We start from the raw sequence: 25,550 nt of genomic DNA on the forward strand, positions 1-25,550 counted from the left end.
GACTTTTGACCAGCAAACCTATATGGAGGAGGGCTTTCCTCTCGACACCAAGCCTGCGGCTATGGTGCGGGCCTCCAGCCCGAAAATTTGGTGAGCAGCAAAACTTCTAGCGGCTGATCTCAACCCTCAGCTGCCCTACTTACCTACTTATTCCCTGCTTGTCCAAGAAAATCTAAAAAAAATGCACCAGCGCACGCTGGCGCAAGAGGGTCAACTTTTACCGGTCAGACATCGACCTAGACAAGGGCAGGGATCCGAGATCCTCCCAAGGCCTCCACCAATGCCCGCACTTGAGCCACCATGGCCACTTCATCCTGGAGCCGGCTGACAGCTTTGCCCACCCCTACACCTGAAGCGCCGGCAGCAATGGCCAAGCGCACTGTTACCGTCGAGAGGCCGGAAGCGCAGATAACCGGTACCGAGACGACACGGCTAATTTCATAGGCGGCGGCCAGGGTGGGGGCAGCCTTCTCGATCAGGCCCAGGGATCCCCCGTGAACCGGCTCGGCACTGGTGCTGCCCTCGGTTTGGATGAGATCGGCTCCCAGATCCTCCAGTTTCTCGGCCAATTCTGCCTGTTGATTCAGAGGCAGAGTGTGGGGAACGGTTACCGACAAGAGCGTGCGGGGCAGAAGAGAGCGGGTTCGGCGGGTAAGGTCTAGGACTTCCGCTGCGGAGAAGATGCGGCCTGAAGGGTAGAAGCTGTCGTAATTGCCGATCTCGGCCATGTCTGCTCCTGCCTGTACGGCTGCGGCCAACTGCTGCGGCTCCACCGCCGACACACAGATGGGCAGATCGATCTGGGCGCGTACCCGCTGCACCAATTCGGGGCTGGCAGCGATATCCACCCAAGTGGCCCCTCCCTGTTGGGCGGCGCGGGTGATGCTCAGAACCGACTGCAGGTCGAAGTTTTGTAGACCGCTGATGATCTTGAGGGCCCGACGTTGGGCCAGAGCGTCGAAAAGAGCAGCGTGAGAGGCAGTGGTCATAGGCTCGTCAGCTTGTGGAAAGGCAGTCTAAGAGGAGTGAAAACAAATGGCTGCTAAAACTGGGCTTGGGGAAGCCTTTGCTCAGTCTAGAGGGTTTGCCTCAATCCCACAAGGGATCCCTCTTTACCCCATCATCCCAGTCCTTTTGGCTCACCACAATTCTTCAATAGATTCAATAGAATAGGGATCCCTTCTTGCAAGCCATCATGTATCGCTCTCCCTTCCCCTTCCTGGGCCTGCCTGAGCCGGATCCGGAGATGGCCCAAGCAATTCTCCTGCCCGTCCCCTACGAGGCCACCACCTCCTATGGCAAAGGCACCGCCAAAGGCCCTCAGGCGCTGTTGCAGGCTTCTGCCTATGTGGAGATCTACGACGAGGTACGGGATCGCCAGCCAGCTCTTCACCCCGACTTCTCGGAAGAGATCTCCCGCTACTGGACGGCCCCCCCGGTGGAGTTGGAAGGTCTGGGATCTTCCGCCCAGGAGCTGGCTATGGCCGAAATCCAGCGTCGCGCTGCCGAGTGGGTGAGACCGGGGCGGTTCCTGCTTTCCATTGGTGGGGAGCACTCCATCAGCGGGCCCCTGATTGCTGCCCACCTGGCCCATTATCCGGAGCTGCACGTCCTGCAAATCGATGCCCACTGCGACCTGAGAGATAGCTACGAGGGATCCCGCTATTCCCATGCTTCTGCTATGGCCCGCGTGGTGGAGCAAGTGGGCAGCCGCCTCACCCAAGTGGGGATCCGCTCCATCTGCGCCGAAGACCGCCAGACCATTCGCGAGCGCCGTCTGCACACCTTTTTTGCCCACAGCTTGCACACCAAGCCAGCCCAGGAGTGGATCCCAGAGGTGATTGCCACCTTGGGCCCCCAGGTTTACCTGACGGTGGATGTGGATGGGCTGGATCCCGCTGTTGTGCCAGCCACCGGTACCCCCGAACCCGGCGGTTTGGGCTGGTGGGAGACGGTGGAGCTGATTCGGGCACTAGGACAGCAACGGCAAATCATCGGCGCCGATGTGGTCGAGCTGTCGGTCACGGGAGAACGGGAAACCGATCGCCGCAGCGCCTTCACGGTCGCCAAACTGGCCTATCAGATCTTGGCTGCGGCCTTGGGTTAAGCTCAAGAAGAGCTTGGCCGGCCATCCCCGGGGCACCTGTTCGAGTTCTTTAGGTTTTTGGGTAACACACCTGTGAAATCGGCCCACCCCCGTCGTCCTGCTTTTGAACTTCCCGCTTTGTCCTGGATTCCCTTGGTGGGTGGGGCATTGCTGCTGATCCTCTTGGCCACCTTGCTGCAGTGCTTGGTGGTGGTGCCTGCCGGCACACGGGCCGTGGTGTTCAACTCCCTGACGGGGCTGAAGCCGCAGCCGCTGGGAGAAGGGCTGCACCTCCTGCTGCCGCTGGTGGAAACGCCTATCTTCTACGACGTGCGCACCCAAACCTACACCATGGCCTCCCAACGCTCCGAAAACCAGGGGGATGATGCGTTGAAAGTGCTCAGCGCCGACGGCCAGCAGATCTCCCTCGATGTCTCGGTGCGCTTTCGCTTGGATCCCGACCAAGTGGCCCACCTGCACCAGACCATTGGCCCTTCCTACGTGGACAAAGTGATTCGCCCAGAGGTGCGGACGGTAGTGCGCAATGAACTGGCTTTGCACCGCGCCATCGCCGTTTTCTCGGAAGAACGCGAGCAGATCCAGGAAAATGTGGAGCGGCAGCTCTCCAGCATTTTTGCTGAGAATGACCTGATCTTGCAAAACGTGCTGCTGCGCAATGTCCGCTTCTCCGACCAATTCCAAACGGCCATCGAGCAAAAGCAAATTGCCGAGCAAGAGAAAGAGCGGGAACGCTTCCTCGTGGAAAAAGCAGAGCTGGAAAAACAACGATTGGTGATCCTGGCAGAAGGAGAAGCCCAAGCCATTCGCCTCCAGGGGGAAGCCCTGAAGCAAAACCCAGAAGTGGTGCAGTTGGACTACGCGCGCAAACTGGCGCCCGGCACCCGCGTGATCATCTCCCGACCGGATCCCTGGCAGCGGTAGCGGACAGCCCGTTGGCTCTGGGTTCTGCAAAAATCTATCCCAGAGCATTGTTGCCAATTGGAACGAGAATGGGGATAGAGATCCCCGGCCTGCTGACCTGACGATGCCCCTTGACGAGCAGCTCATCCACAGCCGCATTCAGGCCATCCGAGCCCAGATCCCAGGCCATGTGGAGATCATGGCAGTGAGCAAAGGCTACACTGCCGACCACATCCGCGCCGCCTATCGGGCTGGGATCCGCCACTTTGGGGAGAGTCGAGTGCAAGAGGCCGCCGTCAAACAAGGGCAACTGCAAGATCTGACCGATATCGTCTGGCACTTGATCGGGCATCTGCAGACCAACAAAGTCAAACCGGCCCTCAAGCAATTTGCCTGGATCGACAGCGTCGATAGCTTGCGCCTGGCCAAGCTGATCAACCAAAAAGCCTGGGAGCTGCACCTCACCCCCAAGCTTTGCCTGCAGGTTAAATTGGCTCCGGATCCCAATAAGTTCGGCTGGCTCATCCCCGATCTGTTGCAGAGCCTCCCCGAACTGAACCAACTGCTGCAGGTGCAAATTGTGGGCCTGATGACCATTTTGCCTTTGGGCTTGAGCTCAGAGGCGGCCCTAGACCTGTTTCGCAAGCTGGCCGAACTGGCCGATTACATCCAGCGCAGCGGCTATGAACATCTGCAGGTGCACACCCTCTCCATGGGCATGTCCGACGATTACCTCCTGGCGGTGGCAGCAGGCTCTAACTTGATCCGGCTGGGGCGCGCTTTGTTTGCCGACGCCGAGCGGAAATAGATGTGGCCTCTGTGAAGCTGTTAAATTGTGATTAAATTTTGTGTAAAGCCGCGAACTCCGGAGTCGCCCTGCGGGGTACCTTCGGGGCGAGAGTTTGGCTTTGCTCGATCAAAAGCGGGGGGATCCCGCCCAGGATTTGCCCTATGGGGGAAATTTTGGGGAAATTTGTAATCATTTGCGTTACTTCCGTTAACGTGGGCTCAATCCAGACGGGGAGCAGAGTTCAATCCTGCCAAACAACGGCTTGGCAAGTGAGATGACATCTTCACTTCTTCTGGGTAAACTCTAGTCGTCGAATCAATGGGGTTTTGTTAACCTACGTTAGCCCCCACCTGCTTCGGCAGCTTCCTGAGCAAACCCTGTCTCAGCCTATTGAAAGACTTTGACCGAGAATAAAAGGACGCCCCCTAGCTTGAGTGAGCCACTCAGGATCCAATCAAGAGCCTGAATCCTACGCTCGCCGTAAACCCATGACCTGTAGTGAGGATGTGCATATGAATGTCAATGGAATCTGGAGCAGGGTAAGAGATTTTGTGGGTCTGAATGATCCCGTGGACGGCCTGGAGGAGTACTCTGAAATGGAAGGGCAGGATGATTACCAACTGCTCTACGAGGGACGCCGTTCCCAACCGGCTGCTCCCCCCGAAGAGGAGGAAGTGAGTACCCTTCCGCGAGGGCGGCGGCAACGGGGAGTGGAAGCGGGGGAGGGCTCTGCCGGTCGAGAAGAGTCGCGGGGCCATCGGCGCAGTCAGCATCGGGATCGCTCAGCAGGGGGCAGTATGGGGAGCAACGTGATTGGATTACCGGGCGTAAACCCACCCACCAGTGAAGTGGTGGTGATGGAGCCGCGCAGCTTCGATGAGATGGCTCAGGTTATCCAGTACCTACGGGAGCGCAAGACGGTGATCATGAACTTGACCCTAATGGATCCCGCTGAGGCGCAGCGCTCTGTGGATTTCGTTGCCGGCGGCACCTACGCCATCGATGGCCACCAAGAGCGCATCGGAGAGAACATTTTTTTGTTCACCCCCAGCACGGTGATGGTTTCCACCCCCAGTAGCCAAGTGGTGCAGCCGCTGCAGCGCCCTTTGCAAAGCCCTACCCCCCTCTGGCCCAGCACCTATGAGCATCTGCAGGCAGTAGGTCAGCACTAGTTGCTATGGAGCGGCCACTGCTAAGTGTTATCGGGGGTGGAGCCATGGGATCCGCCCTGCTGCGGCGTTGGGTAGCTGTGGGAGTTTATCCCGCAGCGCAGGTGGCCTTGCGGGAGCCTGATCTGGATAAGGCTGTGGCCCTGCAGCAGGAGCTGGGTATCCGATTGTTGGCGGATCCATCCCAGGCGGGAGAGTCTGAGATTCTGTTTCTGGCCGTTAAACCGCAGCTCTTCCCGACAGTGGTGGCTGAGATGGGCCGGCTGTCCGCCACAGAGCTGGTGATCTCGATTATGGCCGGGATCCCCTTGCAGCAGTTGCAGCAGGCTTTTCCCAAACAAAAGGTGGTGCGCACGATGCCCAACACGCCGGCGCTGGTGGGGGCGGGCATAACGGCCATCAGCTACGGGCCAGGGGTGACGCCTATGCAGGTGGAGCAGGTGGAGAAGCTGTTTCGCGCGGTGGGCGAGGTGGTGACGGTGGCCGAAAGCCAGATGGATGCGGTGACGGCACTTTCGGGTTCCGGGCCGGGGTATCTGGCGGTGATTCTGGAAGGGCTGATCGACGGAGGGGTACAGGTGGGGCTGCCGCGTCCCATTGCTACCCAGTTGGCCCTGCAGACCTTGGCGGGTACTGCTGCCCTCTTGCAGCAAGAAAATCTGCACCCTGCCGTTCTCAAAGACCGGGTCACCAGTCCAGGGGGGACGACCATTGCCGGGATCCAAGCCTTGGAGCAGGCGGGGGTGCGGGGAGCCCTGATGCAGGCAGTGCGAGCGGCCTACGAGCGCTCTTGCCAGTTACAGGGATCCTAGCGGGCCAGCAGCCCTTGCCAGAGGGGACGGGTGATCCAATTCCACCCCACCTTGAGCTGGTGTTCTAGGGTGGGCAGGCGCACCAGATAGGCAGTTCGCCGGGCCAAATAGCCCAGGGGGCCGGTCAGGGTGAGGCCGCCAAGGGCAGAAAGCACCGCCGTATCCACCCCCAGGCTGAGCATTTCCCCCAGAGAAAAGTAGCGAAAGGGCAAGAGAGGCCGCTCCTGGGTGAGCAAAGCCCACAGGTTCCAGGCGCAATAACCGGCCTGTTGAAAAGCCGCTTGGGCTGTGGCCGGCACCGGCTTGCCCTCCGCATCTACCACCGCTGCTGCATCTCCCAAGGCAAAGATCTCTGGGAAGGTGGGGGTTTGTAGGGTGGACAAAACCTGTAGCCGTCCCCGCTCGGTTTTGGGCAGAGCCCAATTGGCAATCACCGCTGCCGGTCGGGTTCCGACAGTCCACAGCACAGCATCCACAAGATCCGTAGCAATCTCCTGGCTCTCCAGTCGCTGGAGCTGCAGACGGAAGGGAGGGGCGCCGTTCTCGCCAAGGGCCTCGATGCCCAAGACCTTGGTTTGCAACTCCACCTGCACCCGCCGTTGGGCCAGCGCCTCTCGGGCCGCCTCCCGGCTGGAGGGAGCAAAGCCGGACAAGATTTGGGATCCCAACTCGATGAGGCGGATCCGTCCCCGCCAGCCCAGCCGATCTGCCAATTTGCAGGCCAGTTCCACGCCACTGGCCCCTGCTCCTGCAATGGCCAGAGCCACAGGCTGAGCCGGATCCCGGTCTTCCAACGCCTTCAGGTGGGCGCGCAGCCGCTGAGCATCTGCCAGGGTGCGAAAGGGAAAAGCAAACTCCGCCGCTCCCGGAACGCTCTCCAGAGGGGTTTCTCCCCCCAGCGCCAGCACCAGCGCGTCGTACTCCAAGCTTTGCCCATCTTCCAGCTCCACGCGGCGGGCTTGAGGGTCAATGGCCTGGACAGATCCGCGGAGAAACTGCACCGATCCCGGGGGCAGCAGATCTTGAAAACGGGGGGCCACCTCCCAGTCTTCCATTTCTCCGGTGAGCAGCTCATAAAGCAGGGGGGCAAAGACGAACCGCTCCTGCCGATCGACCAAGGTGATCTGGGGTGGTTCTGGCCAGGGTTGCCGGCTCAGTTCCAAAGCTGTGTACAACCCGCCAAAGCCGCCCCCAAGAATGCAAATGCGATTCATGCTCGGATGGTTCACGTGACGTTATCAGACGTTATCAAAGTTGCGCGAAAGGCCCCGACTGAACAATCACACCCTGCTGATGCAGAAGGGGCAACGAGGGATGGCCCACCTTGGGCTTGAATTGATTTAAACTTTCCCGGCTAGACTTCTCCAGCGTAGTCTTTGTTGCCCCAGCTTTGCCAAGCCGGCACTTCTGACAGGGAAGCCCGTCGCTCGTCCAGCCAAGTTTGGAGAATTACCGCCGCCGACTGCTGATCGATTAAGCCCTTCTGGGCTTTGGCCGGGATCCCCGCCTCGCGCAGATCCCACTCCGCCTGCGCGGTGCTCAGGTATTCATTGACGGTAACAATGGGAAGATCCACGGCCACCTGCAAAGCGCGCACGAACCGCTGGACTTTGCGGGCCTGGGATCCCACCGACCCATCCGCCAGAAGGGGGATCCCCACCACCACCACGGTGGCCTGGCGGCGGCGGATCCACTCCTGCACTTGGGCAATATCCTCTGAGAGGGAACGGCGCTGGATCACCCCCAGGCCAGTAGCCAGCAGCCCCAGCCGGTCGGAGCCGGCCACGCCAATGCGGCGGTTGCCTACATCCAGCCCCAGCGCTGAAAGGGGATCCCTTGTGGCAGAATAGTTCAGGCTTATCGACATCCTTGCTGATCTTTATGGCTGCCTGGCCCCCTTTGGGGCTTGCAGTTTCCGTTCCCCTATCCTCTCTCGATGACCCTGTTTGGAGCAACACTCGATGACCAGCGCTACCCTGTCTTTCCCGAAGCATGAAGTGAAAGATCTGAACCTCGCCCCCCTGGGCAAGCAACGGATCCAGTGGGCGGCGCGGGAGATGCCGGTGCTGGCCCAGATCCGGGAGCGCTTTGCTCAAGAAAAGCCCTTTGCCGGGCTGCGCTTGGTGGCCTGCTGCCACATTACGACCGAAACGGCCAACCTGGCCCTGGCTCTGCAAGCAGGGGGGGCGGATAGCGTTCTCATTGCCAGCAATCCCCTTTCCACCCAAGACGATGTGGCCGCCAGCCTGGTGGCGGACCATGGCATTTCGGTGTTTGCCCTCAAAGGAGAAGATGTGGCCACCTACCGCCGCCATGTCCAGATTGCCCTGGATCACCGCCCCAACCTGATTATCGACGATGGCGGAGATGTGACGGCGGAGCTGGTGCAGCACCGTCAGGAGCAACTGTCGGAGCTCATCGGCACCACGGAAGAGACCACCACCGGCCTGGTGCGCCTTAGGGCCATGCTCAAGGCGGGGGTGCTCAGCTTCCCGGTGATGACCGTCAACGACGCCGAGACCAAACACCTGTTCGACAACCGCTACGGCACCGGCCAATCCACCCTGGACGGGATCCTGCGCTGTACCAACATCCTTCTGGCCGGGAAGACGGTGGTGGTGGCTGGCTACGGCTGGTGCGCCAAGGGAGTGGCCATGCGGGCCCGCGGCATGGGATCCCAGGTGATTGTCACGGAAGTCAACCCGGTGCGGGCTCTGGAGGCGGTGATGGACGGCTTCCGGGTGATGCCGATGGAAGAAGCCGCTGCTCTGGGGGACATCTTCATCACCGTCACCGGCAACAAGCACGTGATTCGCGGCGAGCACTTCGACCGCATGAAGGATGGGGCGATGGTCTGCAACGCCGGCCACTTTGACATTGAAATCGACCTGGTGGCGCTGCAGGAGCGGGCCGTCTCCCGACAGACGGTGCGCCCCTTTGTGGAAGAATACCGTCTGCAGTCGGGCAAGTCAGTGTTGGTGCTGGGGGAAGGCCGCCTGATTAACTTGGCTGCTGCCGAAGGGCACCCCGCCAGCGTCATGGACATGAGCTTTGCCAACCAGGCCCTGGCCTGCGAATACCTGGTGAAAAACCGGGGCCGCTTGGCCCCAGGGCTTCACCCCATTCCTCTCGAGGTGGACGAGGCCATCGCCCGCCTCAAGCTCAAGGCCATGGGGATCCAAATCGACAGCCTCACCCCCGAGCAGATCGAGTACGGCAACACCTGGACTGCCGGGACTTAAGTGGGTTTTGGGAATTCAATCGGGAGCTGAGTCTGGGATCCCAAGCAGCAGGGCTAGCGTGCTCCCCCCAACCTCGAGCCAGGAGGGGATTCCTAGATTCTGTGAACCTGCGACCAAACGCGGGTGGGCAGACCCCAGACGTAGATGAAGCCTTCTGCCGCTTTGTGGTCGAACTGGTCTCCTGCGCCGTAGGTGGCCAGCTCGGGGTTGTAGAGGGAATAAGGGGAGCGACGGCCCACACAGACTGCCTGGCCCTTGTGCAACCGCATCCGCACGACACCGGTGACGCTTTTCTGGGTGGCGCGGATAAAGGCGTCCAGAGCCTCCCGCAGCGGCGAGTACCAAAGGCCGTTGTAGATCAACTGGCTGTAGGTGGTCTCGATGCCGTACTTGTAATGGATGACATCGCGGGTGAGGGTGAGGCTCTCCAGCTCGCGGTGGGCTTGGATCAAGACGGTTAAAGCGGGGCACTCGTAGATCTCCCGCGACTTGATCCCCACCAGGCGGTTTTCGATCATGTCAATGCGGCCCACCCCATGCAGGCCAGCTAAGGAGTTGAGCTGCTCGAAGAGGGCTTTGGGGCCAAGGCGCTGCCCATCCAGCCCGACGGGGATCCCCTGCTCGAACTCGATCTCCACATAGGCTGGCTCATCAGGGGTTTGGGAAATGGGGCGGGTGAGGGCATACACTTCCTCCGGCGGCTCTTGGTCGGCATCTTCTAGGATCCCGGCTTCGGCGCTGCGGCCCAAGATGTTGAGGTCGATGCTGTAGGGGCTGGACTTCTGCACGGGCATGGGGATCCCGTAGCGCTCCCCATAGGCAATGGTCTCCTCGCGGGTCATCCCCCACTCGCGGGCAGGGGCCAACACTTTGAGCTGGGGATTTAAAGCAGCAATAGCCAGATCAAAGCGCACCTGGTCGTTGCCTTTGCCGGTGCAGCCGTGGGCCACCGCATCGGCGCCCACCTCTTCCGCCACTTCCACCAGCAGCTTGGCAATCAGGGGTCGGGCCAGGGCCGTGGAAAGGGGGTAGCGCTGCTCGTAGAGGGCGTTGGCCTGGATGGCCGGGAAGGCATAGTCGGTAATGAGGGCCTGGACAGCCTCCCGCACCAGAGATTGCTCTGCCCCCGCCCTGAGGGCCTTGGCCTGGATGGCCTCCAGCTCCGCCCCTTGCCCCAGATCCACCGCCAGGGTGACCACCGATTCCACCCCCCACTCGTGCTTGAGATAGGGGATACAGACGGAAGTATCCACCCCGCCTGAATAGGCCAATACCACCTTCTTTGCCCGTCCCATGGGATCCCGCCGTTGCCGTTAAAAAGTTGCTAGCCCATTATGCCCTGTGGCAGGGATCCTGGCTGGCCTCAATGTCGGTTTCCTCAGCTATTCTCAAGGGGATTTCTCCTGCCGGGGAAAGGCCGGGGGTGTGAGTGAGCATGGCTGGCAAAAAGACGGCTGCGGCGTGCCGGGGATCTGAGCCCAAGCGAACTGTGGGGCTGGGGATCCTGTCGCTGCTGAGCTTTGTGGCCGGGATGGGGTTTGCCGCCCTCTCCCAGCCAGAGGTGGGATCCCCTGTTGCCGTCTCCGAGCCGGAGGTGCCCCGTTTTACCGCCCACGGTTGGCCCTTGTTGGATCCCTTGCCGCAGCCGGACGAGATTTGGGAGTGCGAGCTGGTGGTGGTGGGCGGATCCCTGGGAGGGGTGGCAGCGGCAGGCCATGCCATGCGAGGGGGGGTGCAGACCTGTCTCATCGAGCTCACCCCTTGGCTGGGGGGTCAGATTACCTCCCAGGGGGTATCGGCCATTGATGAATCGCTGCCGATGCGGCAGCGGGGCAATTTTTCCCGCCACTGGCTGGAGTTCAAGGCCTTGATCGAAAGCCAGCCGGTGCATCTGCCGGCCTGGACAGGGATCCCGCCGGGAACCCGCGTATCCGAGATCAACAGCTGCTGGGTGGGAGGGCTGTGTTTTCCGCCCCAGGCCGGGCTGCAGGCGGTGGAAACCTGGCTGCAACAGGCAGCTCAAAATGCCCCCAACAGCCGCTGGGCTACCCAAACGGCTTTTAAGGGGGCCACCTTCAGCGCCGATGGATCCCAGATTGAAAGCATTTACGCTGTGCAGCGGCAGCCGCGGGATCCCAACTTTGTGCCGCTGGGACGGCTGTGGCGGGAGCTGGTGAGCTGGTACAGTTGGCAGGAAACGGAGGTGTTCGCCAAGCGAGTGCTGCGTCTACAAGCGCCGCCGGGCCGCCCACTCTTCGTGATCGATGCCACCGATACCGGAGAGCTGGTGGGCTGGGCCGGGATCCCCTATCGGCTGGGTTCGGAAGGGCGAGACGTGACCGGAGAGCCCAATGCCGCCCCCGCCAGCAACCCGGAGTGCACTCAAGCCTTTACCTTTCCCTTCGTGCTGGCCATCCACGACGATGGCGGGCGCTCCCGCGCCGAGCTGGTCCAGCTGCAGCCGGGCTATTCCCGCGCCGAACACCGCCGCGAGTTCGACATGGAGGGTTTCCCCACCTTCAGCGGCCAGAGCTTTTTCAATTACCGCCGCATCGTCAGCAAGGGCCGCCGGGATCCCTTCTACAGCACGCCTGTTCCAGGCGACCTGACGCTGGTGAACTGGAACCGCGGCAACGACTGGGGGATCATGAACCCGCCCCTGATCCTGACGGAAGAGCGGCTAGTGGCCTCAGGGCAGCGCCACAACTGGCTGGGGGGCCTGGATGTCTCGGCCATCAAAGATGGAGAAAACCACGCCCTGCTGTTTGCCGAGTGGCTGATGGAAACTCAATCCCGCTCTGGCTATCCCCTCTCCTTGGTGTTTGCCGAAGAGTCCTTGCTGGGCACTCGCTCTGGCCTTAGCCTCTACCCCTACATCCGCGAAGGTCGGCGCATCCTGGGGCGAGCTGCCTACGGCCAAGCAGAGTTCATGATGTTGGAGCAGGATATTCGCGTCGGCACCGCCGGGGGGCGGGACTTCAGACCTACCGTGGTGGGGGTTACCCACTACGCCATCGATATCCACGGCTGTCGCTACCGCAACTGGGAGCCCTCTCTTTCGGCCAGCTCCGCGCCAGTCAACGAGTTTTCCGTCCGTCCCATTCTCATTCCCTTGGAAGCCCTGATCCCGCAGAAGGTGGATAACCTGCTCATCGGCGGCAAAGGGATCGCCGTCAGCCACATTGTCAACGCCGCCACCCGCGTGCATTACGGTGAATGGACCATCGGCTCGGCAGCAGGCCTGACCGTGGCTTGGCTGCGCAGTCAAGCTCCCGGCCTGATCCCAGCTCAGATCGTACCGCAAGGCAAAATAGCCGATTTACAGCTCTACCTGATCTCCCATGGGCAAAGACTGCAATGGTGAACCCAGAGGACACCGTCTCAGCGCGAACGACAGATCCCCACCCAATCGACCCAATTTTTCCGATATCGGGGCCCTAGCCCTCAGAGGGAAGTGAATCGGGATCCCTGCCTGCGCGGGCATCTTCGCTACTTTTGCCATAGCGCTGCTGCCGCCACCACACCAACAGGGGGCTGGCGATAAAAATGCTGGAATACACCCCCAAAGTAAAGCCAATGAGCAGGGCAATGGCAAACCCCTTCAAGGTAGCTCCCCCGAAAATGGCGATGGCAACTAGGGGCAGCATCGTCGTCAGGGTGGTGTTCAGGGAGCGGGCAAAGGTCTGGTTCAGAGATAGGTTTACCACCTCGGCCAGGCTGACCTTGCGGCTCACCAGGCGCAGATTCTCGCGGATGCGGTCGTAGATGACCACGGTGTCGTTGACGGAAAAGCCGATGATGGTCAGCAGCGCCACCACAAACAGGCTGTCCGCCTCCATACCCACCGTCAGGCCCAAAAGGGCAAATAGCCCTGTGGTCAACACTACATCGTGCAGCAGCGCCACAATGGCAAACACCGCGTAATCCCACTGAAAGCGCAGGGCCAGATACACCACAATCAGGCCGAAAGAGATAAGCACGGCCACGATGCCGGAACGCAAGAGCAAACGCCCCACCGTCGGGCCAACCGTCTCGACCAGGTTGCGCTCGAAGGGAGCAATCTCCTGCCGCAGGGTGGCTTCCACGGCCAGCCGCTCTTGCTCAGTCAAGGGGGGCATGCGGATCAGGGCTTCCTGGCCCGTTTGGGTGTCCAGCTGGATGATGCTGGTGCCCAGGTTGTGTTCCTGCAGCGCCCGTCGCAGCTCCTCGGTGGTGACAGGCCGCTCAAAGCTCAGATCCAGCAAGGTGCCGCCGGAAAAATCCAACCCCAGCCGCAGGGGAGTTCCCAGAGAAGCCAGGGAAAAGGCCATGCTGACCAGCCCCACCAGCAGCACCGCCAAGGACAAGCTGAACCACAGCTTGCTCCGTCCAACAATGTCGAAGCGATAGTCGAGCAACCGAGAGGCGGGATCTACGGGGGATAGCTCTTGAGCCGTCATGATTGGGCCGCCTCCATCCGAACGCCGTAAAACTCAGGTTTGCGCAAGCTGGGGATCCCCATTGCCGCCAAGAGCAGGCTACGGGTGCAGGTGATGGCCGTAAAGAAGCTCACCAGAATGCCAATGCCCAGGGTTACCGCAAACCCTTTCACCAGTCCCATCCCCAGCCAGAAAAGCACGCCACAGACCAAAAGGGTAGTCACATTGCTGTCCAGGATGCTGCTGAAGGCGCGGTTAAACCCTTCCGAAATGGACTTGTAGATGGATTTGCCGGCCCGCAACTCTTCTTTGATGCGCTCGAAGATCAGCACATTGGCATCCACCGCCATGCCGATGCTGAGGATAAAGCCGGCGATCCCCGGCAGAGTCATGGTTACCCCCAGCAGTTGGAAGAGAGCAAAGGTACAGAGGGCGTAGATAAGCAGAGCAATGTCCGCAATCAGCCCTGGCAGGCGATAGTAGGCCACCATAAAGAGGAAAACCAGCACCAGGCCCCCGATCCCGGCATAGAGGCTGCGGCGCACGCTCACTTCCCCCAAAGTGGCCCCGACAGTGCGATTTTCAATCACCTGAATGGGAACCGGCAGCGCTCCTGCCCTGAGCTTGACCGCCAAGTCAGTGGCGGTTTCCACCGTAAAATTGCCCGTGATCACCGCCGTCCCGCCGGTGATGCCGGTGCGGGCAAACTCCGGCCCCACGATCGGGGCACTGATCAACACGTCGTCCAGAAAAATGCCCAATGGACGTTCTGTTCCGGCCAGATCTCGGGTGAGCTGAGTAAATTTTTCTGCCCCCTCCGGCTTGAACTCCAGCAGCACCTCCCAACTCTGGGATCCGCGGCGAGGGGCTTGGGGATAGGCATTGCGCAGCAGATCCCCGGTGAGGCCGACCCGCTCAAACAGAGTATCCGGATCCTCCCCCGCTGTTATCTCTCCCCGCTCGTTGCGGGGCAGCGCGCCGACGGGAACCAAGCCCTTGCGAAACTCCAGTTGGGCTGTATCTCCAAGGAGAGCAATGGCCCGATCCGGATCCGCCACCCCCGGCAACTGCACGAACAGGCGGTCTTGGCCGCTGATCTGCACCAGAGGCTCAGCCACCCCCAGCCCGTTGATCCGCTGCTGGATGACGGCCTCTACCCCCTGCATCACTTCGGGGGTGATTTCAGGCACCTCCTCGGTGGGCACAGCTTGTAGCGTGAGCTGGGTTCCTCCCTTGAGGTCAAGGCCAAGGCGAACCTCCCGGCTGAAGCCCAGGTAAACGAGGGCAACCACCACGGCCAAGATGAAGATCAGCCCTCGCAAAAAGGAGAGCCGACTGAGCCACGACGCTGAGGATCTAGCCATACTGCTGAGAAGGTGAGGAACACGGTCGCACTCGATCTGAGGCTCTTAGGATTTTGGCACTTTGTAAACTACCCGACCCTACACCGCCTTAGCAGTGTAGCGCGGGCTTTCAGTAGCCCTGAGCCTGTTATGCTCTACCAGAGAACAAAACAAGCCCGAACCTCTAGGCTGGTTTACGACAGCCCCCAAGAGCGCAATCACATTCGCACCATTCAAATCCGCATCCCCTTCCCATCCACAGTGCCTACACTTAAACTTCTTTCCACTGCGGTAGGATTGCGCAGGGTCGGGATGAATGTGCAAACACCGGTGGCAGGTCTGCGACGTGTAGGCAGGCGGTACCAGAATCAAGGCAACCCCTGCACGCAGAGCCTTGTACTCCAGAAAATGACGGAGTTGATAAAACGCCCAACCGTTGGCCCTGCGCCGTTCGGCTTTGCTCCGCGGCTGTTGATTGACCCTTTCTCGGATCCCTGTCAGGTCTTCCAGGGCGATAGCGCTGTTGGTAGCTTTTGCCCTGGAGACAATAACTTTGGAGATGCGATGATTGACCCACGTTTTTGCTACGCAACGCTGACGCGACTGAAAGCGTCTCTCCTTGCCAGACAGCCGTTGCAACAGTTCTCTGCATCTGCGCCGCGAACTGCGGGTGCCCTTACTGGCTTTGCGTTGAAGTACCGCCCTCAACCGCGAGTGATGGTCTCGGACTTTGTTCAACTGCTGTCCATTCCAGTTATCTCCTTCCGATGTATGAGCAATATCCGTCCTTCCCAAATCCACGCCCAGCACTCTATCCGTGCCTTGCGGTGGGCACGGTTCCGTTTCCACACAGATTTGAATGGAGTAGAAACCGTCTTTGCGCTTGACCAGAGTGGCGGATTTGGGGTTGGAGCCTGCCAACTGTTCTCTCTGGTAACGGCCAATCGCCAGCTCAAAGCGCTCCCGACCCCCAACCGTGGTCAGCGACACCGTCCAGTCTTTCTCGCGAAACGAAAAGATACGGGCATCGTAGGTCGCAAAGCCTCTCTTGAACGCTTTGACCGGACGGTTTTTCTGTCGGGCAACTTTACGGGCACCGGCCAGCCGTCTGCAGACCTGCTGGTCGCGTAAGCGGGACGTAGTCCTTGCCAAGTTACTGGACAAGCCGAACCGGGCCCGGATTTGGCGGTAGCACAGAGATTGAAGTTTAACGGCGTTAACTACCTTCTCTGGTGTGTTTTGGTTGACCCAGTTCAACGCCTGCACAAAGGCATCCATTGTCGCATCCAACTTTGCGGCTTGCGACTGGGACACCTTGAGCTTGCAGGAGACGGTCAGGACTTGGGTCATGGTTCTATCGTAACTTCCGCATTCCTCCCGACCCTCGTCCTACGGACAGAGGGCGGGGCTCCTGCGCTAGTAAGCTGGACTTTCTGATCCTATCGCAGACGGGATCCCAGCGGAAAACGGCAAAGCCGGTGGCGCTGCCCCGACAAAATGGCCCTTGGGATCCACCGCAAAGGCAACCCCCAGCTCGATGAAGACGGGTACTGGGCTATCCCTTTGGGCAGAGCGGACGAAGTTCAAAGCCGTTATTGTTGGAAAGATTATTCAAAGACTCCCCCTGGTTTGCGCCAGCCCTGGGTTAGGCTATTGCCATCCCGGGGGAGCAAGAAACACCGCTGCTCTGCCCCAAAGTCCGCGAGTTGAGTTAAGGAAGGTTGAGGTGAAGGGGAGACTGACCTGCCATTTCCCTGTGCTGCTACTGGCCCTGCCTCTGTGGGGATCCCCGACCTGGGCCGGAGAGTATTTCACCGAGGAAGTGACCAGCCCTAGCCTGGAGATCGTTCATGGCTGGCGGCAGGAGGTGTACGGCATTGGGGTTACCATCACCAACACCAGCCTCGGCTCCTTTCGGGTGCCCTTGGAAATTGATATGGAGGATCGGACTAGCTGTGAGCGGGCCGACTTGGTGCTGACCAACAATCGCATCATGCCGATGGGATCCTTTCAAGACTGCATTCTCAACATCTTTCCCTACCTGGATAAGTTCATCAACCAAGAAGTCGCCAGCATCCGAGTCACCCTAAAAGGGCCAGCTCCCCTCCTGGAAATTCCGGTAGAGGAGTCGGATCGACTGATTTTGGCCCAGGTGGCCAACCAATCGCGGGAAGCCTTTGTTTTCTTTCAGCAGGAGTTGGCCCGTGTTTTGGAGCTGCTGAGGCAGTCGGATCCCAAGCAAAGCGAGACGGCCCCACAGCCTGGCACCCCAGTTCCGACCGCCACCCCAGCCGAGTCTGCCGCTAGCCCAGGAGATTTTGTAATCGTGGGATCCATTCGGGAAGAACGAGTGGGGGCCGGTAGCCGCCTAAGCGTGGAAGCGATCAACCGCAGCACCCGCACGGTTCTCAACGCCCGTGCTCGTTTCACCTTCTATCAGGGAGAAGAAGTTGTCGATACGCGAGTGGCAGCATTTGAGCCCAGCGACGTGCCCCCCGGACAAAGGGCCTCCGCCAGTGTGCTGAAAACCGAGGCCAATTGGGATCGCGTCACGGTGACCTTCCAGTGGCAGTAGGGTTACTTCAGGGAGCCAAAGCGTTGCCGCGAATCAGGCTGCCCAGGGTTTTGACCGTGATCTTGAACTGCACCCAAGGGCTCATGGGCACCACCGTCTTGTAGAGGTAGCTGTCAAAGGTCATCCTCTGCACGTCCCGGTCGGCGCACATCTCCACAAAGGCTTCGCGGGTGGCATTGGAACGGTAGAACACCCGCTGCAGGATGTCCAAGACCTTGTAGGTCAGGCCGTACTGGCGATCCCAGCGCTTGAGATACAGTTTTAGATCCTCCTCTGTGGGAATGCGCTTGCCACCGTTGGAGGTCTCGACAAGGGTCTCGGCACACATGCGGCCTGACTTGGCGGCAAAATAGATCCCTTCGCCGCTGGATTTGGTTACGTATCCCGCCGCATCTCCCACCAAAGCAGCACGGCCCACCACGCGGCGCGGGCGGGGATGCTCTGGGATCGGATGGGCTTCCACCTTGATCACCTGGCCTCCTCGAATCCGCTCGGCAGCACGGGCGCGGATCCCAGCTTGCAACTTTTGGATGTGGGCTTGGTTTGCCCTCATGGTGCCGGTGCCCACGGCTACATGGTTGGACTTGGGAAACACCCAGGCATAAAAGTCTGGAGAAACATCGTCCCCCACATACATTTCTGCCCGCTCTGCGTAGTAGGCCATTTTGTCGTCCGGGAGCCGGATGCGCTCCTGAAAGGCCAGCGCATAGTTGTAGTCGCCAGCACCAATGGCTTCTGCCACCTTGGAGTGGAACCCATCCGCCCCGATCACCACATCCACAGCCAAAGAACGCGGCACCCCTTGCCTCGATCCGTCGGAAAAATCGTTGTAGTGCAGGATGTAGGGATCCCGGCCATTCTGGGGGATTTCCAGATGCATTACCTTGCCGTTGATCAGCTCCGCCCCTTTTTGGTGGGCACGATTGCGCAAGAAGGCATCCAAGATCTCGCGGCGGCACATGCCGATGTACTCGTTTTCTTTTTCGAGGGCGATATCCACCTCATAGTTGGAAGGGGAGATCATCTTCATCTTGCGCACTTTGCGGTCGATGATCCCCTCGGGGAGGTCGAACTCGGAGACCATACAGAGGGGAATGGCGCCCCCGCAGGGCTTGGCGTTGTCCAGCTTCCGCTCAAACAAAAAGGTCTCGATTCCAGCTTGGGCCAGAACTTCGGCAGCAGAGGCTCCGGCTGGGCCGCCCCCCACAACAGCAACTCTCAGACTCAAGGTGCTCTCCTCGATGCAAGTGCAACTGGCTCATCAGACAGCAGGCATCCTACCACAGCTCCTCAGAAGCATTGCGGACCTTGACGAAGTGTTGCAGAGTGGAGGGCTCGCGCTCGCTGTGTTTCTACAAAAGGCCCCGCCGCATTTGATCCCAGAGGTTGAGATAGGACTCGGCTTCGGCTGAGCTCAGGGGGCGCCAGATCTCCGAGCGTTGCCAAGTGGAGATTTGCAAGTCGGCTCTGCGTTGCAGGCGGGGGGCAAGTTGAGCCAAATCCAGCGGCAAAACCGAAGGGATCCCGCTCAGATTGACCAAGCGGGGGGCAAATTCAGGATTCAAGACAAAATCAAGCCAGTCAGCCAACAGGGATCCGGAATCGGTCTGGGTTGATTCTGTGTGGGCATTGTCTTCGTGGGCATTGTCTTCGACGTGGGGTCGCACCCAGACATCCCACCAGATGGCGGATCCGGAGGCCGGGATCACCACTGCCAGCTCAGGGTAGTTGGCTTGGGTGGCGTAGAGATCCTGCGACCAGCCCACGGCCACCCAGCTATCGGCCAAGCGTAAGATGGGCAGGTAGTCGGAAGAGGTGTAAGTTAAAACCTGGCGATGCAGGGATCCCAGCTCTTGCCGTAATTCCACATCCTCAGGGTTGAGGGGATCGTTGTAGGAGCGGCCCATTTTCTTTAGGGTTAGCCCAATCACCTCCCGCGGGTGATCCGGCAGAGTCAGTTTGCCGGCCAGCTCAGGCCGCCACAGATCCGCCCAGTCCCGAATGGGCTCCCTCACCCGATCCCGGCGGTAGGCAATGGCCGTTACCCCCCAGCGCCAGGGCACACCCCAAATCTGCCCCTCCCGGAGTGCCGCAGCTTGCCAACGGGGATCCAGATTCTGCCATCGTTCTCCCAGCAGGCTTGCCGGCAGAGGAGCCAGCCAACCGGCAGCTATGGCCCGATCCAAAGCGTCGGCCCCCAACAAACTCAAAGCCGCCACCGGCAGCCGCCGCCGGAACCATCCCCCCGGATCCCAGCAGGCTGCATCAGCCGGCTGGACGCTTTGCTGCAGATAGGCCAACAACTGATCCCGACTATCCAACAGTTGCAGCCGAAAGCGGGCCTGGGTGCGGCGGCGAAACTCGTTGAGCAAACTGGCAGGGATCCCTTGCTTGAGCGCCACGACAAGAGGCAGGTGTGCATCCGGCCCCCCACATCCTGCCGCCATTAGCCCCAGCAGGATCCCCTGCAGCAGCTCACGTCGGCTCAGCCGTATCTCGCCCACGACAGTACCGCTCCACCAGAATGAGAGCCACCAGATCATCGTAAGCCTTGGCCGGCACCCGCATCCCCTTGGGCAACAGCCGCTGCCATCCCTGCGGTGGGTGAAAATCCCAGTAGCGCTGACGGGCCTCTTGGGAGCTGTGCCGCTCATCCACCAGGACAATCTGCTGCGGGGGGAGAATGGATTCCAGTTGAGACTTCCAGGCTTGGGCCGTCGTCTGATTGCCCAGGATTACCTGCTCCGCCTGAAACTGTTGCCGGAGCGTTTGTAGTCTAGACAGCGCTGCCGCGGAAGGGACCACCTCCCGGTGTAAAACCTTCAGCTCCATTGGCGCAAGCGCCTGCACCTGCACCACAGCTATGCCGCACTTGTCGCGCCCTGGGTCGAAACCGATCAGCACTCGTTGGCCCTTCAGTCTTGCCGGGTGGAGTGGATCCGTCATCCCTCAGGACGCCCCGCCTGCTGAGCCCCAGAAGAGCCGGGTTGACCGGAAGCTTCCGCCATCAGAAAACTCACCCGCAACGGTCCTGCCGTGTAGATGTCGGTGTCGGCAACTAGCTTCACATCCAGAGGGGTGGTGCTCTGGCGGAGATGCTGCACAACCTCCAGAAACTTGACCTGGGAGAACTCCCCCACAGTGCCGGTGATGGGATCCGAGAGAAGCCCCTCCTCTTGCGAGCGCTGATTGGCCTGGTTCAGCAGCCCCAGCAGTTGCTGTTGGATTTGATTTTCGCTCAAACCCGGTTGAATCACCCCGTGGGCCAGCACGGATCCCTTGGCGAAAATCCGCTGGTTGGGGTAAATCTGCACGAGCACAGGCACAGGCTCCCCCTTGAGCCGGTTGGTAACAGAGAGAATGCGCACCGCCCAGCTACCGGGCTCTTGCAACTTCTCCAAGGCTTGATCGGCATCCTCCCGGCGGATCAGGATCGCGTTTTCCAGAGGGGGCATGGGCTGGGATCCAAGGGCAAGGGCTCGCTGTTCCGCCTGGGCCAAAAGGTGCTCAAACTGCTGCCGAATCGCCTCTGGCTTTGCCCCCCTTGGAGCCTCCACAACCCCCGTTGCCAAGACTTCCCCCGCCAAGATGGCCAGTTCCCCCCGCCGCAGCCGCACCGCCAATTGGTTGAGCTGCTCGATCTCCTGCTCAAGCTGGTTTTTCTGGTTCTCCAGTTGGGTTAAGGCCGCCTGCACCACATCCAGGGAGCGCTCCAGCTGATCCCGATCCAGTTGCAGGGCTTGTTTTTGCGACTCCAGGGTGGCGATCACCTGGCGGGCCGACTCCACCTCTGCCTTCACTGCCTCCAACTCGGCATGGGCTCGATCCAAACTGGGCTGCACCTTGGCCAGTTGCTCGTTGGCTGCCGCCAGCTTGGCCTCCGCCTCCTGCCGCTCCTGCAGCGCCACTGCCAGCTGATCGCGCACTTCGCTCAGGCGGGTTTGGGCTGCCGACTGCTGGCTGCGAAATTGGTCGAGATCCATCTTGAGGTGATCCCGCTCAACCCTGAGAGCGGCATTTTCCGCTTCCAAGAGGGCTTTTTGGCGGTTGAGGGCCCGCAGCTCTTGCTCCGCCTGGGCAATTTGGTTGGTGTAGCTGAACAGGGCCTCCGACAGAGAGCGGTTGAGGAGCAGCAGTGTGCCCAAGGTCAGCGCGGAGATGCTCACACCGGTCACCACGGCCACCAGAATGGCGGTATGGCGGGGGCGCAGGTTAAACCAGGTAAGGCGCTTTTTGCCAATGCGGTAGCCCACCCGATCCCCAACAACGGCAATCAGGCCACTGACAACCAACATGTAGAGGATCAGCAGTACGCCTTGCATATTCGTGGATCCCTGCCATGGAAATCTTAGCAAGGTTGCCCTGAGGATTTTGCAAGTTGCTGGGAGATAGATTTCGGCGCTGTTTTGTAGGGATTTTTGGGGGTTCTAATCCGCGTAGAGGAGCCGCTCCACCGCCGCCACAATATCTGCAGGTTGCACGATGGTGGCCGCCTCCAGCGTGCCGTTGTAGGGGGTGGGAATGTCCTGCGAAGCCAAACGCATCACCGGCGCATCCAGCTCATCGAACAGTTCTTCCATGATGCGAGCTGTCAGTTCCGCCCCAATGCCACCCGATTTCATGTCTTCCTCAACAATGATCACCCGATGGGTTTTGCGCACCGAAGCGGCAATGGTTCCCATATCTAAAGGTTTCAGCGAGATTAAATCGATCACCTCAGGGTCGATCTCCTGCTGCACCAAAGTGTCCACGGCCTTGAGCACGTGGTAGCGCATGCGGGAGTAGGTGAGCAGGGTAACATCGGAGCCGGATCGGACGATTTCGGCTTTGTCCAGAGGCAAAAGGTATTCCTCTTCTGGCAGATCTTCTTTCAAGTTGTACAGGAGCACATGCTCGAAAAAGAGAACGGGGTTGTCGTCGCGGATGGCGGACTTGAGCAAGCCCTTGGCATTATAGGGAGTTGAACAGGCCACGATCTTAAGCCCGGGCACCGCTTGGAAGTAGGCCTCTAGCCGCTGCGAGTGTTCTGCTCCCAACTGACGACCCACCCCGCCCGGCCCGCGGATGACCATCGGGATCTTGAAGTTGCCCCCAGAAGTGTAGCGAAGCATACCGGCATTGTTGGCAATTTGGTTGAAGGCCAGGAGCAGAAAGCCCATGTTCATCCCTTCCACCACCGGGCGCAAGCCGGTCATGGCTGCCCCAATGGCCAAGCCGGTAAAGCTGTTCTCGCAGATGGGGGTATCCAGCAGGCGCATCTCCCCGTACTTGCGATACAGGTCTTTGGTGACTTTGTAGGAGCCACCGTAATGGCCGACATCTTCTCCCAAAACAAATACGTTGGGATCCCGGGCCATTTCTTCGTCGAGGGCAGCACGCAAGGCGTTGTAAAGGAATGTCTCGGCCATAGAGGTTCAATATCGCTAAACCCTCATTAAACCATTTTGCCGGCATGGATCCCCTTGCAGCTGACTTGATAGGCTGAGCTCAGAATTCTGGCTCAAAGGGATGGCGACCTTCCCCACAGCTTTCCTCAGCACTCTCTTTCCCCTGGAACATGGGGATCGTCCGTCTTCTCAAGAAAAGACACCATGAGCATTCCACGGCCCAAACTGGCGCTGACCTTGGGGGATCCCGCGGGAATTGGGCCGGAAATTGTGCTCAAGGCGCTGGCGGATCCTGAGGTGCAGTCTTGCGCCCACATCACGGTTGTAGGGGATCGGCAGGTTCTAGAAGCCACCTATCGCCTGCTGAGAGATCGGTCGCCGGCTCCATTGGCCCATCCGGCAGGGATCCCGATGCTGGAATGCGACACAGGCTTTCGGTTACAGCCTGGCTGTATTGGTCAAGGGGATGCTGACAGTGGTGGGGTCAGTTTTGTTTACCTGAAAACGGCAGTCGAACAGACGCTGCGGGGCGAGTTTCAGGGGATCGTGACAGCGCCCATCGCCAAATATCTCTGGCATCGAGCCGGCCATCGGTTCCCTGGTCAAACAGAAGTTTTGGCCCAGCTGAGTCGGTCTGAGCACTACGGGATGATGTTTGTTGCCCGTTCCCCCCACAGCGGTTGGCAGATGCGGGTTTTGCTGGCCACCACCCATATTCCCCTCGGCCAAGTGCCCACCGTGCTGACCCCAGAGCGGGTGCGGACAAAGCTGAATGTGCTGGTGGGATCCCTGCGCCACACCTTTGGGATCCCGGATCCTGTGATTGCAGTGGCCGGCCTGAATCCCCATGCCGGCGAACAGGGGCAACTGGGATCGGAGGAAAAAGAATGGCTGACCGAGCTGCTGCGCACCTATGCCCACGCCCAAATTTGGGGGCCGCTTCCCCCCGACACCCTGTGGCTGGCTCCCGCGCAAGCCTGGCATGGCCAGGGATCCCCAACTGTGGCAGATGCCTACTTGGCTCTCTATCATGATCAAGGTTTGATCCCGGTGAAGATGCTGGCTTTTGACCGGGCAGTCAACCTGACAATTGGGTTGCCTTTTGTTCGCACCTCTCCCGATCATGGCACTGCCTTCGACATTGCCGGCCAAGGGGTGGCCCGATGCGAGAGCCTCAAGCAGGCGATCCTGCTGGCGGCAGAACTGCTGGGCAAAAACCCCCAATCCCCTGAGGGAAATGCCGTCTGTACCCGACAATCTGAGGCCGTTTCTCGTTTCCAGGGGGTGGCTTGATGGAAGTTGCCGGTGCTACCTCAACCGGAATGCTCTACCGTCGCTTTGGGCGCACCCAACAGCTGGTCTCGGTTTTTTCTCTGGGCAGCATGCGCTTGGTCAATGTGCCCAGGGATCAAGCTCAGGCAACCGTTGAGGCAGCCCTAGCCGCAGGGATCAACCACATCGAAACGGCTCAGGCTTATGGCCATGCCGAGGTGCTCTTGGGCGAGATTTTGCAAACCCTGCCCTTTTCACGCCATCAGTTGATTCTGACCAGCAAACTCACTCCCACAGATGGGTTGCGAGAGCGGCTTCAGGGATCCCTGCGCCGTCTGCGGGTGGATTACTTGGATCAATTTGCCTTTCATGGCATCAACTTGCCGGAACATCTGGAGTGGGTGCTGCAGAAAGGGTTGCCGATTCTCCAGCAGCTCCAGCAGGAAGGCTGGGTGCGCCACATTGGGTTTTCCACCCATGGATCCCTGGAGTTAATTTTGCAGGCCATCCAGACAGGATGCTTTGACTTTGTCAATTTGCACTATCACTTTTTCCAACAGCGCAATGCACCGGCCCTAGAAGCGGCTGCCCAGCAGGATATGGGCGTGTTCATTATTTCTCCCGCCGATAAGGGGGGAATGCTCTATCGCCCGCCCCAACACCTGCAGGAGTGCTGTGCCCCTTTCAGCCCCTTGGAGTTTGCCTATCGTTTTTTGCTGGCGGATCCCCGTGTTCACACCCTCAGCCTGGGCATCACTCATCCTGAGGAGCTACAGGTGGCCTTGTCGGCTTTACAGGATCCCGACCGTTGGTGGGTGGATGGCCCTCAGATTCAGGAGCGGTTGCGCCAAGCCGAGCAGGAACGCTTGGGATCCAGCCGCTGCGCCCAGTGCTACGCCTGCCTGCCCTGCCCAGAAGGGATCCACATTCCCGAAGTGCTGCGGTTGCGCAACTTGGCCATTGCCCACGAAATGACGGAGTTTGCTCGGTACCGCTACAACATGTTCGGCCAAGCTGGGCATTGGTTTCCGGGGTCACTTGCCGACCGCTGTACCGAATGCGGTGACTGCTTACCCCGCTGCCCAGAACATCTGCCTATCCCGGAGTTGCTGGCCGAAGCCCACCAGTTGCTGCATCGCTCTCCAATCCGGCGGCTCTGGGAATAACCATTCCACCTATCCTATTTGGCTGAGCTTAACTCCACTTATAATCGGATGGAGTTTATCGATTGCATCACAAGGCGAGGCATCGGAGTGAATAGTCAGAGCCAAGACCGCTTAGACCGGGTGGAACAACTGCTGGCTTGGACGGCTGAACAGACTGCTGCCAACGGCCGAGAAATCCGGGAGCTCTGCCAATCCATCCAGGAGCTGCGTCAGTCCATCCAAGAAAGCCGCGCCCAGTCTGCCGAGGAGAACGCCGCCCGTCTGCGGGAAATCGAGGAGCTGCGTCAGTCCATCCAAGAAAGCCGCGCCCAGTCTGCCGAGGAGAACGCCGCCCGTCTGCGGGAAATCGAGGAGCTGCGTCAGTCCATC

22 protein-coding genes and 1 pseudogene are annotated in these 25,550 nt (G+C 60.0%); 11 read left to right on the forward strand and 12 right to left on the reverse strand.

From position 1 onward, the window contains the following. Positions 1-236: 236 nt before the first annotated feature. The gene (locus ACVWZU_RS11055) at positions 237-989 is read right to left on the reverse strand and encodes a DUF561 domain-containing protein (protein ID WP_011433343.1); all 753 of its coding nucleotides are present in this window, start codon (positions 987-989) and stop codon (positions 237-239) included. A gap of 194 nt (positions 990-1,183) precedes the next feature. Between ACVWZU_RS11055 and speB the strand changes: the two genes are divergently transcribed. From speB to proC, 5 genes are all read left to right on the forward strand, one after another. Then, positions 1,184-2,107, forward strand: a complete 924-nt coding sequence (gene speB, locus ACVWZU_RS11060; RefSeq protein WP_414413650.1) for an agmatinase — start codon at positions 1,184-1,186, stop codon at positions 2,105-2,107. 72 nt (positions 2,108-2,179) lie between these two features. Continuing rightward, on the forward strand, positions 2,180-3,028 hold the full coding sequence (locus ACVWZU_RS11065) for a prohibitin family protein (RefSeq protein ID WP_011433345.1): 849 nt from the start codon (positions 2,180-2,182) through the stop codon (positions 3,026-3,028). 103 nt (positions 3,029-3,131) lie between these two features. Continuing rightward, entirely contained in the window at positions 3,132-3,815 is a 684-nt protein-coding gene (locus ACVWZU_RS11070) for a YggS family pyridoxal phosphate-dependent enzyme (RefSeq protein ID WP_414419351.1), read from the forward strand. Between the two features lie 578 nt (positions 3,816-4,393). Continuing rightward, positions 4,394-4,969, forward strand: a complete 576-nt coding sequence (locus ACVWZU_RS11075; RefSeq protein ID WP_011433347.1) for a cell division protein SepF — start codon at positions 4,394-4,396, stop codon at positions 4,967-4,969. 5 nt (positions 4,970-4,974) lie between these two features. After that, positions 4,975-5,778, forward strand: coding sequence for a pyrroline-5-carboxylate reductase (proC, locus tag ACVWZU_RS11080; RefSeq protein WP_011433348.1), 804 nt, complete (start codon positions 4,975-4,977; stop codon positions 5,776-5,778). On the opposite strand, the gene ACVWZU_RS11085 is transcribed toward proC, so the two are convergent. Then, positions 5,775-6,992, reverse strand: a complete 1,218-nt coding sequence (locus ACVWZU_RS11085; protein WP_457444903.1) for an NAD(P)/FAD-dependent oxidoreductase — start codon at positions 6,990-6,992, stop codon at positions 5,775-5,777. The two genes, proC and ACVWZU_RS11085, sit on opposite strands and share 4 nt — an antisense overlap. Positions 6,993-7,132: 140 nt before the next feature. Next, positions 7,133-7,645, reverse strand: a complete 513-nt coding sequence (gene ruvX, locus ACVWZU_RS11090; protein WP_011433350.1) for a Holliday junction resolvase RuvX — start codon at positions 7,643-7,645, stop codon at positions 7,133-7,135. Positions 7,646-7,739: 94 nt separating this feature from the next. Between ruvX and ahcY the strand changes: the two genes are divergently transcribed. Continuing rightward, entirely contained in the window at positions 7,740-9,020 is a 1,281-nt protein-coding gene (gene ahcY / locus ACVWZU_RS11095; RefSeq protein ID WP_457444905.1) for an adenosylhomocysteinase, read from the forward strand. Positions 9,021-9,112: 92 nt separating this feature from the next. Here the strand turns inward: ahcY and ACVWZU_RS11100 are convergent, their stop codons facing one another. Next, on the reverse strand, positions 9,113-10,315 hold the full coding sequence (locus tag ACVWZU_RS11100) for an argininosuccinate synthase (protein ID WP_457444907.1): 1,203 nt from the start codon (positions 10,313-10,315) through the stop codon (positions 9,113-9,115). Positions 10,316-10,551: 236 nt separating this feature from the next. Here ACVWZU_RS11100 and ACVWZU_RS11105 point away from each other — a divergent pair, with 236 nt between their 5' ends. Continuing rightward, positions 10,552-12,384, forward strand: a complete 1,833-nt coding sequence (locus ACVWZU_RS11105) for an FAD-dependent oxidoreductase (RefSeq protein ID WP_457444923.1) — start codon at positions 10,552-10,554, stop codon at positions 12,382-12,384. A 73-nt stretch (positions 12,385-12,457) separates the two neighbouring features. Here ACVWZU_RS11105 and secF read toward each other — a convergent pair whose 3' ends face one another. The 3 genes from secF to ACVWZU_RS11120 all read right to left on the reverse strand — a co-directional run bounded on the left by secF (position 12,458) and on the right by ACVWZU_RS11120 (position 16,131). Continuing rightward, positions 12,458-13,459, reverse strand: coding sequence for a protein translocase subunit SecF (secF, locus tag ACVWZU_RS11110; protein ID WP_457444909.1), 1,002 nt, complete (start codon positions 13,457-13,459; stop codon positions 12,458-12,460). Continuing rightward, on the reverse strand, positions 13,456-14,802 hold the full coding sequence (gene secD / locus ACVWZU_RS11115; RefSeq protein WP_414331113.1) for a protein translocase subunit SecD: 1,347 nt from the start codon (positions 14,800-14,802) through the stop codon (positions 13,456-13,458). The genes secF and secD overlap by 4 nt, the downstream gene beginning before the upstream one ends. A gap of 78 nt (positions 14,803-14,880) precedes the next feature. Further along, complete coding sequence (locus ACVWZU_RS11120; RefSeq protein WP_457444911.1) at positions 14,881-16,131, reverse strand: RNA-guided endonuclease InsQ/TnpB family protein; 1,251 nt, start codon at positions 16,129-16,131, stop codon at positions 14,881-14,883. A 376-nt stretch (positions 16,132-16,507) separates the two neighbouring features. Between ACVWZU_RS11120 and ACVWZU_RS11125 the strand changes: the two genes are divergently transcribed. Then, the gene (locus tag ACVWZU_RS11125) at positions 16,508-17,356 is read left to right on the forward strand and encodes a hypothetical protein (RefSeq protein WP_457444913.1); all 849 of its coding nucleotides are present in this window, start codon (positions 16,508-16,510) and stop codon (positions 17,354-17,356) included. 7 nt (positions 17,357-17,363) lie between these two features. On the opposite strand, the gene chlP is transcribed toward ACVWZU_RS11125, so the two are convergent. The 5 genes from chlP to ACVWZU_RS11150 form a co-directional block, all read right to left on the reverse strand. Then, the gene (gene chlP, locus ACVWZU_RS11130) at positions 17,364-18,584 is read right to left on the reverse strand and encodes a geranylgeranyl reductase (protein ID WP_414406886.1); all 1,221 of its coding nucleotides are present in this window, start codon (positions 18,582-18,584) and stop codon (positions 17,364-17,366) included. Between the two features lie 124 nt (positions 18,585-18,708). Continuing rightward, positions 18,709-19,860 carry an extracellular solute-binding protein gene (locus tag ACVWZU_RS11135; protein WP_457444915.1) on the reverse strand — a complete coding sequence of 384 codons (1,152 nt, stop codon included), beginning with the start codon at positions 19,858-19,860 and terminating at the stop codon, positions 18,709-18,711. Beyond that, complete coding sequence (locus tag ACVWZU_RS11140; RefSeq protein WP_457444917.1) at positions 19,832-20,302, reverse strand: pre-16S rRNA-processing nuclease YqgF; 471 nt, start codon at positions 20,300-20,302, stop codon at positions 19,832-19,834. Before ACVWZU_RS11140 ends, ACVWZU_RS11135 begins: the two co-directional genes overlap by 29 nt. Then, positions 20,299-21,678 carry a DUF3084 domain-containing protein gene (locus ACVWZU_RS11145; RefSeq protein ID WP_457444919.1) on the reverse strand — a complete coding sequence of 460 codons (1,380 nt, stop codon included), beginning with the start codon at positions 21,676-21,678 and terminating at the stop codon, positions 20,299-20,301. The genes ACVWZU_RS11140 and ACVWZU_RS11145 overlap by 4 nt, the downstream gene beginning before the upstream one ends. A 105-nt stretch (positions 21,679-21,783) precedes the next feature. Then, positions 21,784-22,764 (reverse strand): alpha-ketoacid dehydrogenase subunit beta, encoded by a 981-nt coding sequence (locus ACVWZU_RS11150; protein WP_414331610.1) that lies wholly within the window; start codon positions 22,762-22,764, stop codon positions 21,784-21,786. Between the two features lie 183 nt (positions 22,765-22,947). On the opposite strand from ACVWZU_RS11150, the gene pdxA reads away from it, so the two are divergent. From pdxA to ACVWZU_RS11165, 3 genes and pseudogenes are all read left to right on the forward strand, one after another. Then, positions 22,948-24,036: a 4-hydroxythreonine-4-phosphate dehydrogenase PdxA gene (gene pdxA / locus ACVWZU_RS11155; protein WP_457444921.1), complete on the forward strand. Its 1,089-nt coding sequence runs from the start codon at positions 22,948-22,950 to the stop codon at positions 24,034-24,036. A gap of 29 nt (positions 24,037-24,065) precedes the next feature. Then, the gene (locus ACVWZU_RS11160; protein ID WP_457444925.1) at positions 24,066-25,181 is read left to right on the forward strand and encodes an aldo/keto reductase; all 1,116 of its coding nucleotides are present in this window, start codon (positions 24,066-24,068) and stop codon (positions 25,179-25,181) included. Positions 25,182-25,268: 87 nt separating this feature from the next. Next, positions 25,269-25,550: pseudogene (locus ACVWZU_RS11165) on the forward strand (hypothetical protein); the annotation flags it as partial.

The sequence above is a fragment of the Thermostichus sp. MS-CIW-26 genome (assembly GCF_054059115.1).

Bases quoted from the DNA above. Each gene is read 5' to 3' on its own strand.
- ACVWZU_RS11055 (WP_011433343.1), bottom strand. From the start codon at position 989: ATGACCACTGCCTCTCACGCTGCTCTTTTCGACGCTCTGGCCCAACGT.
- ACVWZU_RS11070 (WP_414419351.1), top strand. From the start codon at position 3,132: ATGCCCCTTGACGAGCAGCTCATCCACAGCCGCATTCAGGCCATCCGA.
- ACVWZU_RS11075 (WP_011433347.1), top strand. From the start codon at position 4,394: ATGGAAGGGCAGGATGATTACCAACTGCTCTACGAGGGACGCCGTTCC.
- proC (WP_011433348.1), top strand. From the start codon at position 4,975: ATGGAGCGGCCACTGCTAAGTGTTATCGGGGGTGGAGCCATGGGATCC.
- ACVWZU_RS11085 (WP_457444903.1), bottom strand. From the start codon at position 6,992: ATGAATCGCATTTGCATTCTTGGGGGCGGCTTTGGCGGGTTGTACACA.
- ruvX (WP_011433350.1), bottom strand. From the start codon at position 7,645: ATGTCGATAAGCCTGAACTATTCTGCCACAAGGGATCCCCTTTCAGCG.
- ahcY (WP_457444905.1), top strand. From the start codon at position 7,740: ATGACCAGCGCTACCCTGTCTTTCCCGAAGCATGAAGTGAAAGATCTG.
- ACVWZU_RS11100 (WP_457444907.1), bottom strand. From the start codon at position 10,315: ATGGGACGGGCAAAGAAGGTGGTATTGGCCTATTCAGGCGGGGTGGAT.
- ACVWZU_RS11105 (WP_457444923.1), top strand. From the start codon at position 10,552: ATGGGGTTTGCCGCCCTCTCCCAGCCAGAGGTGGGATCCCCTGTTGCC.
- secF (WP_457444909.1), bottom strand. From the start codon at position 13,459: ATGACGGCTCAAGAGCTATCCCCCGTAGATCCCGCCTCTCGGTTGCTC.
- secD (WP_414331113.1), bottom strand. From the start codon at position 14,802: ATGGCTAGATCCTCAGCGTCGTGGCTCAGTCGGCTCTCCTTTTTGCGA.
- ACVWZU_RS11120 (WP_457444911.1), bottom strand. From the start codon at position 16,131: ATGACCCAAGTCCTGACCGTCTCCTGCAAGCTCAAGGTGTCCCAGTCG.
- ACVWZU_RS11140 (WP_457444917.1), bottom strand. From the start codon at position 20,302: ATGACGGATCCACTCCACCCGGCAAGACTGAAGGGCCAACGAGTGCTG.
- ACVWZU_RS11145 (WP_457444919.1), bottom strand. From the start codon at position 21,678: ATGCAAGGCGTACTGCTGATCCTCTACATGTTGGTTGTCAGTGGCCTG.
- ACVWZU_RS11150 (WP_414331610.1), bottom strand. From the start codon at position 22,764: ATGGCCGAGACATTCCTTTACAACGCCTTGCGTGCTGCCCTCGACGAA.
- pdxA (WP_457444921.1), top strand. From the start codon at position 22,948: ATGAGCATTCCACGGCCCAAACTGGCGCTGACCTTGGGGGATCCCGCG.
- ACVWZU_RS11160 (WP_457444925.1), top strand. From the start codon at position 24,066: ATGCTCTACCGTCGCTTTGGGCGCACCCAACAGCTGGTCTCGGTTTTT.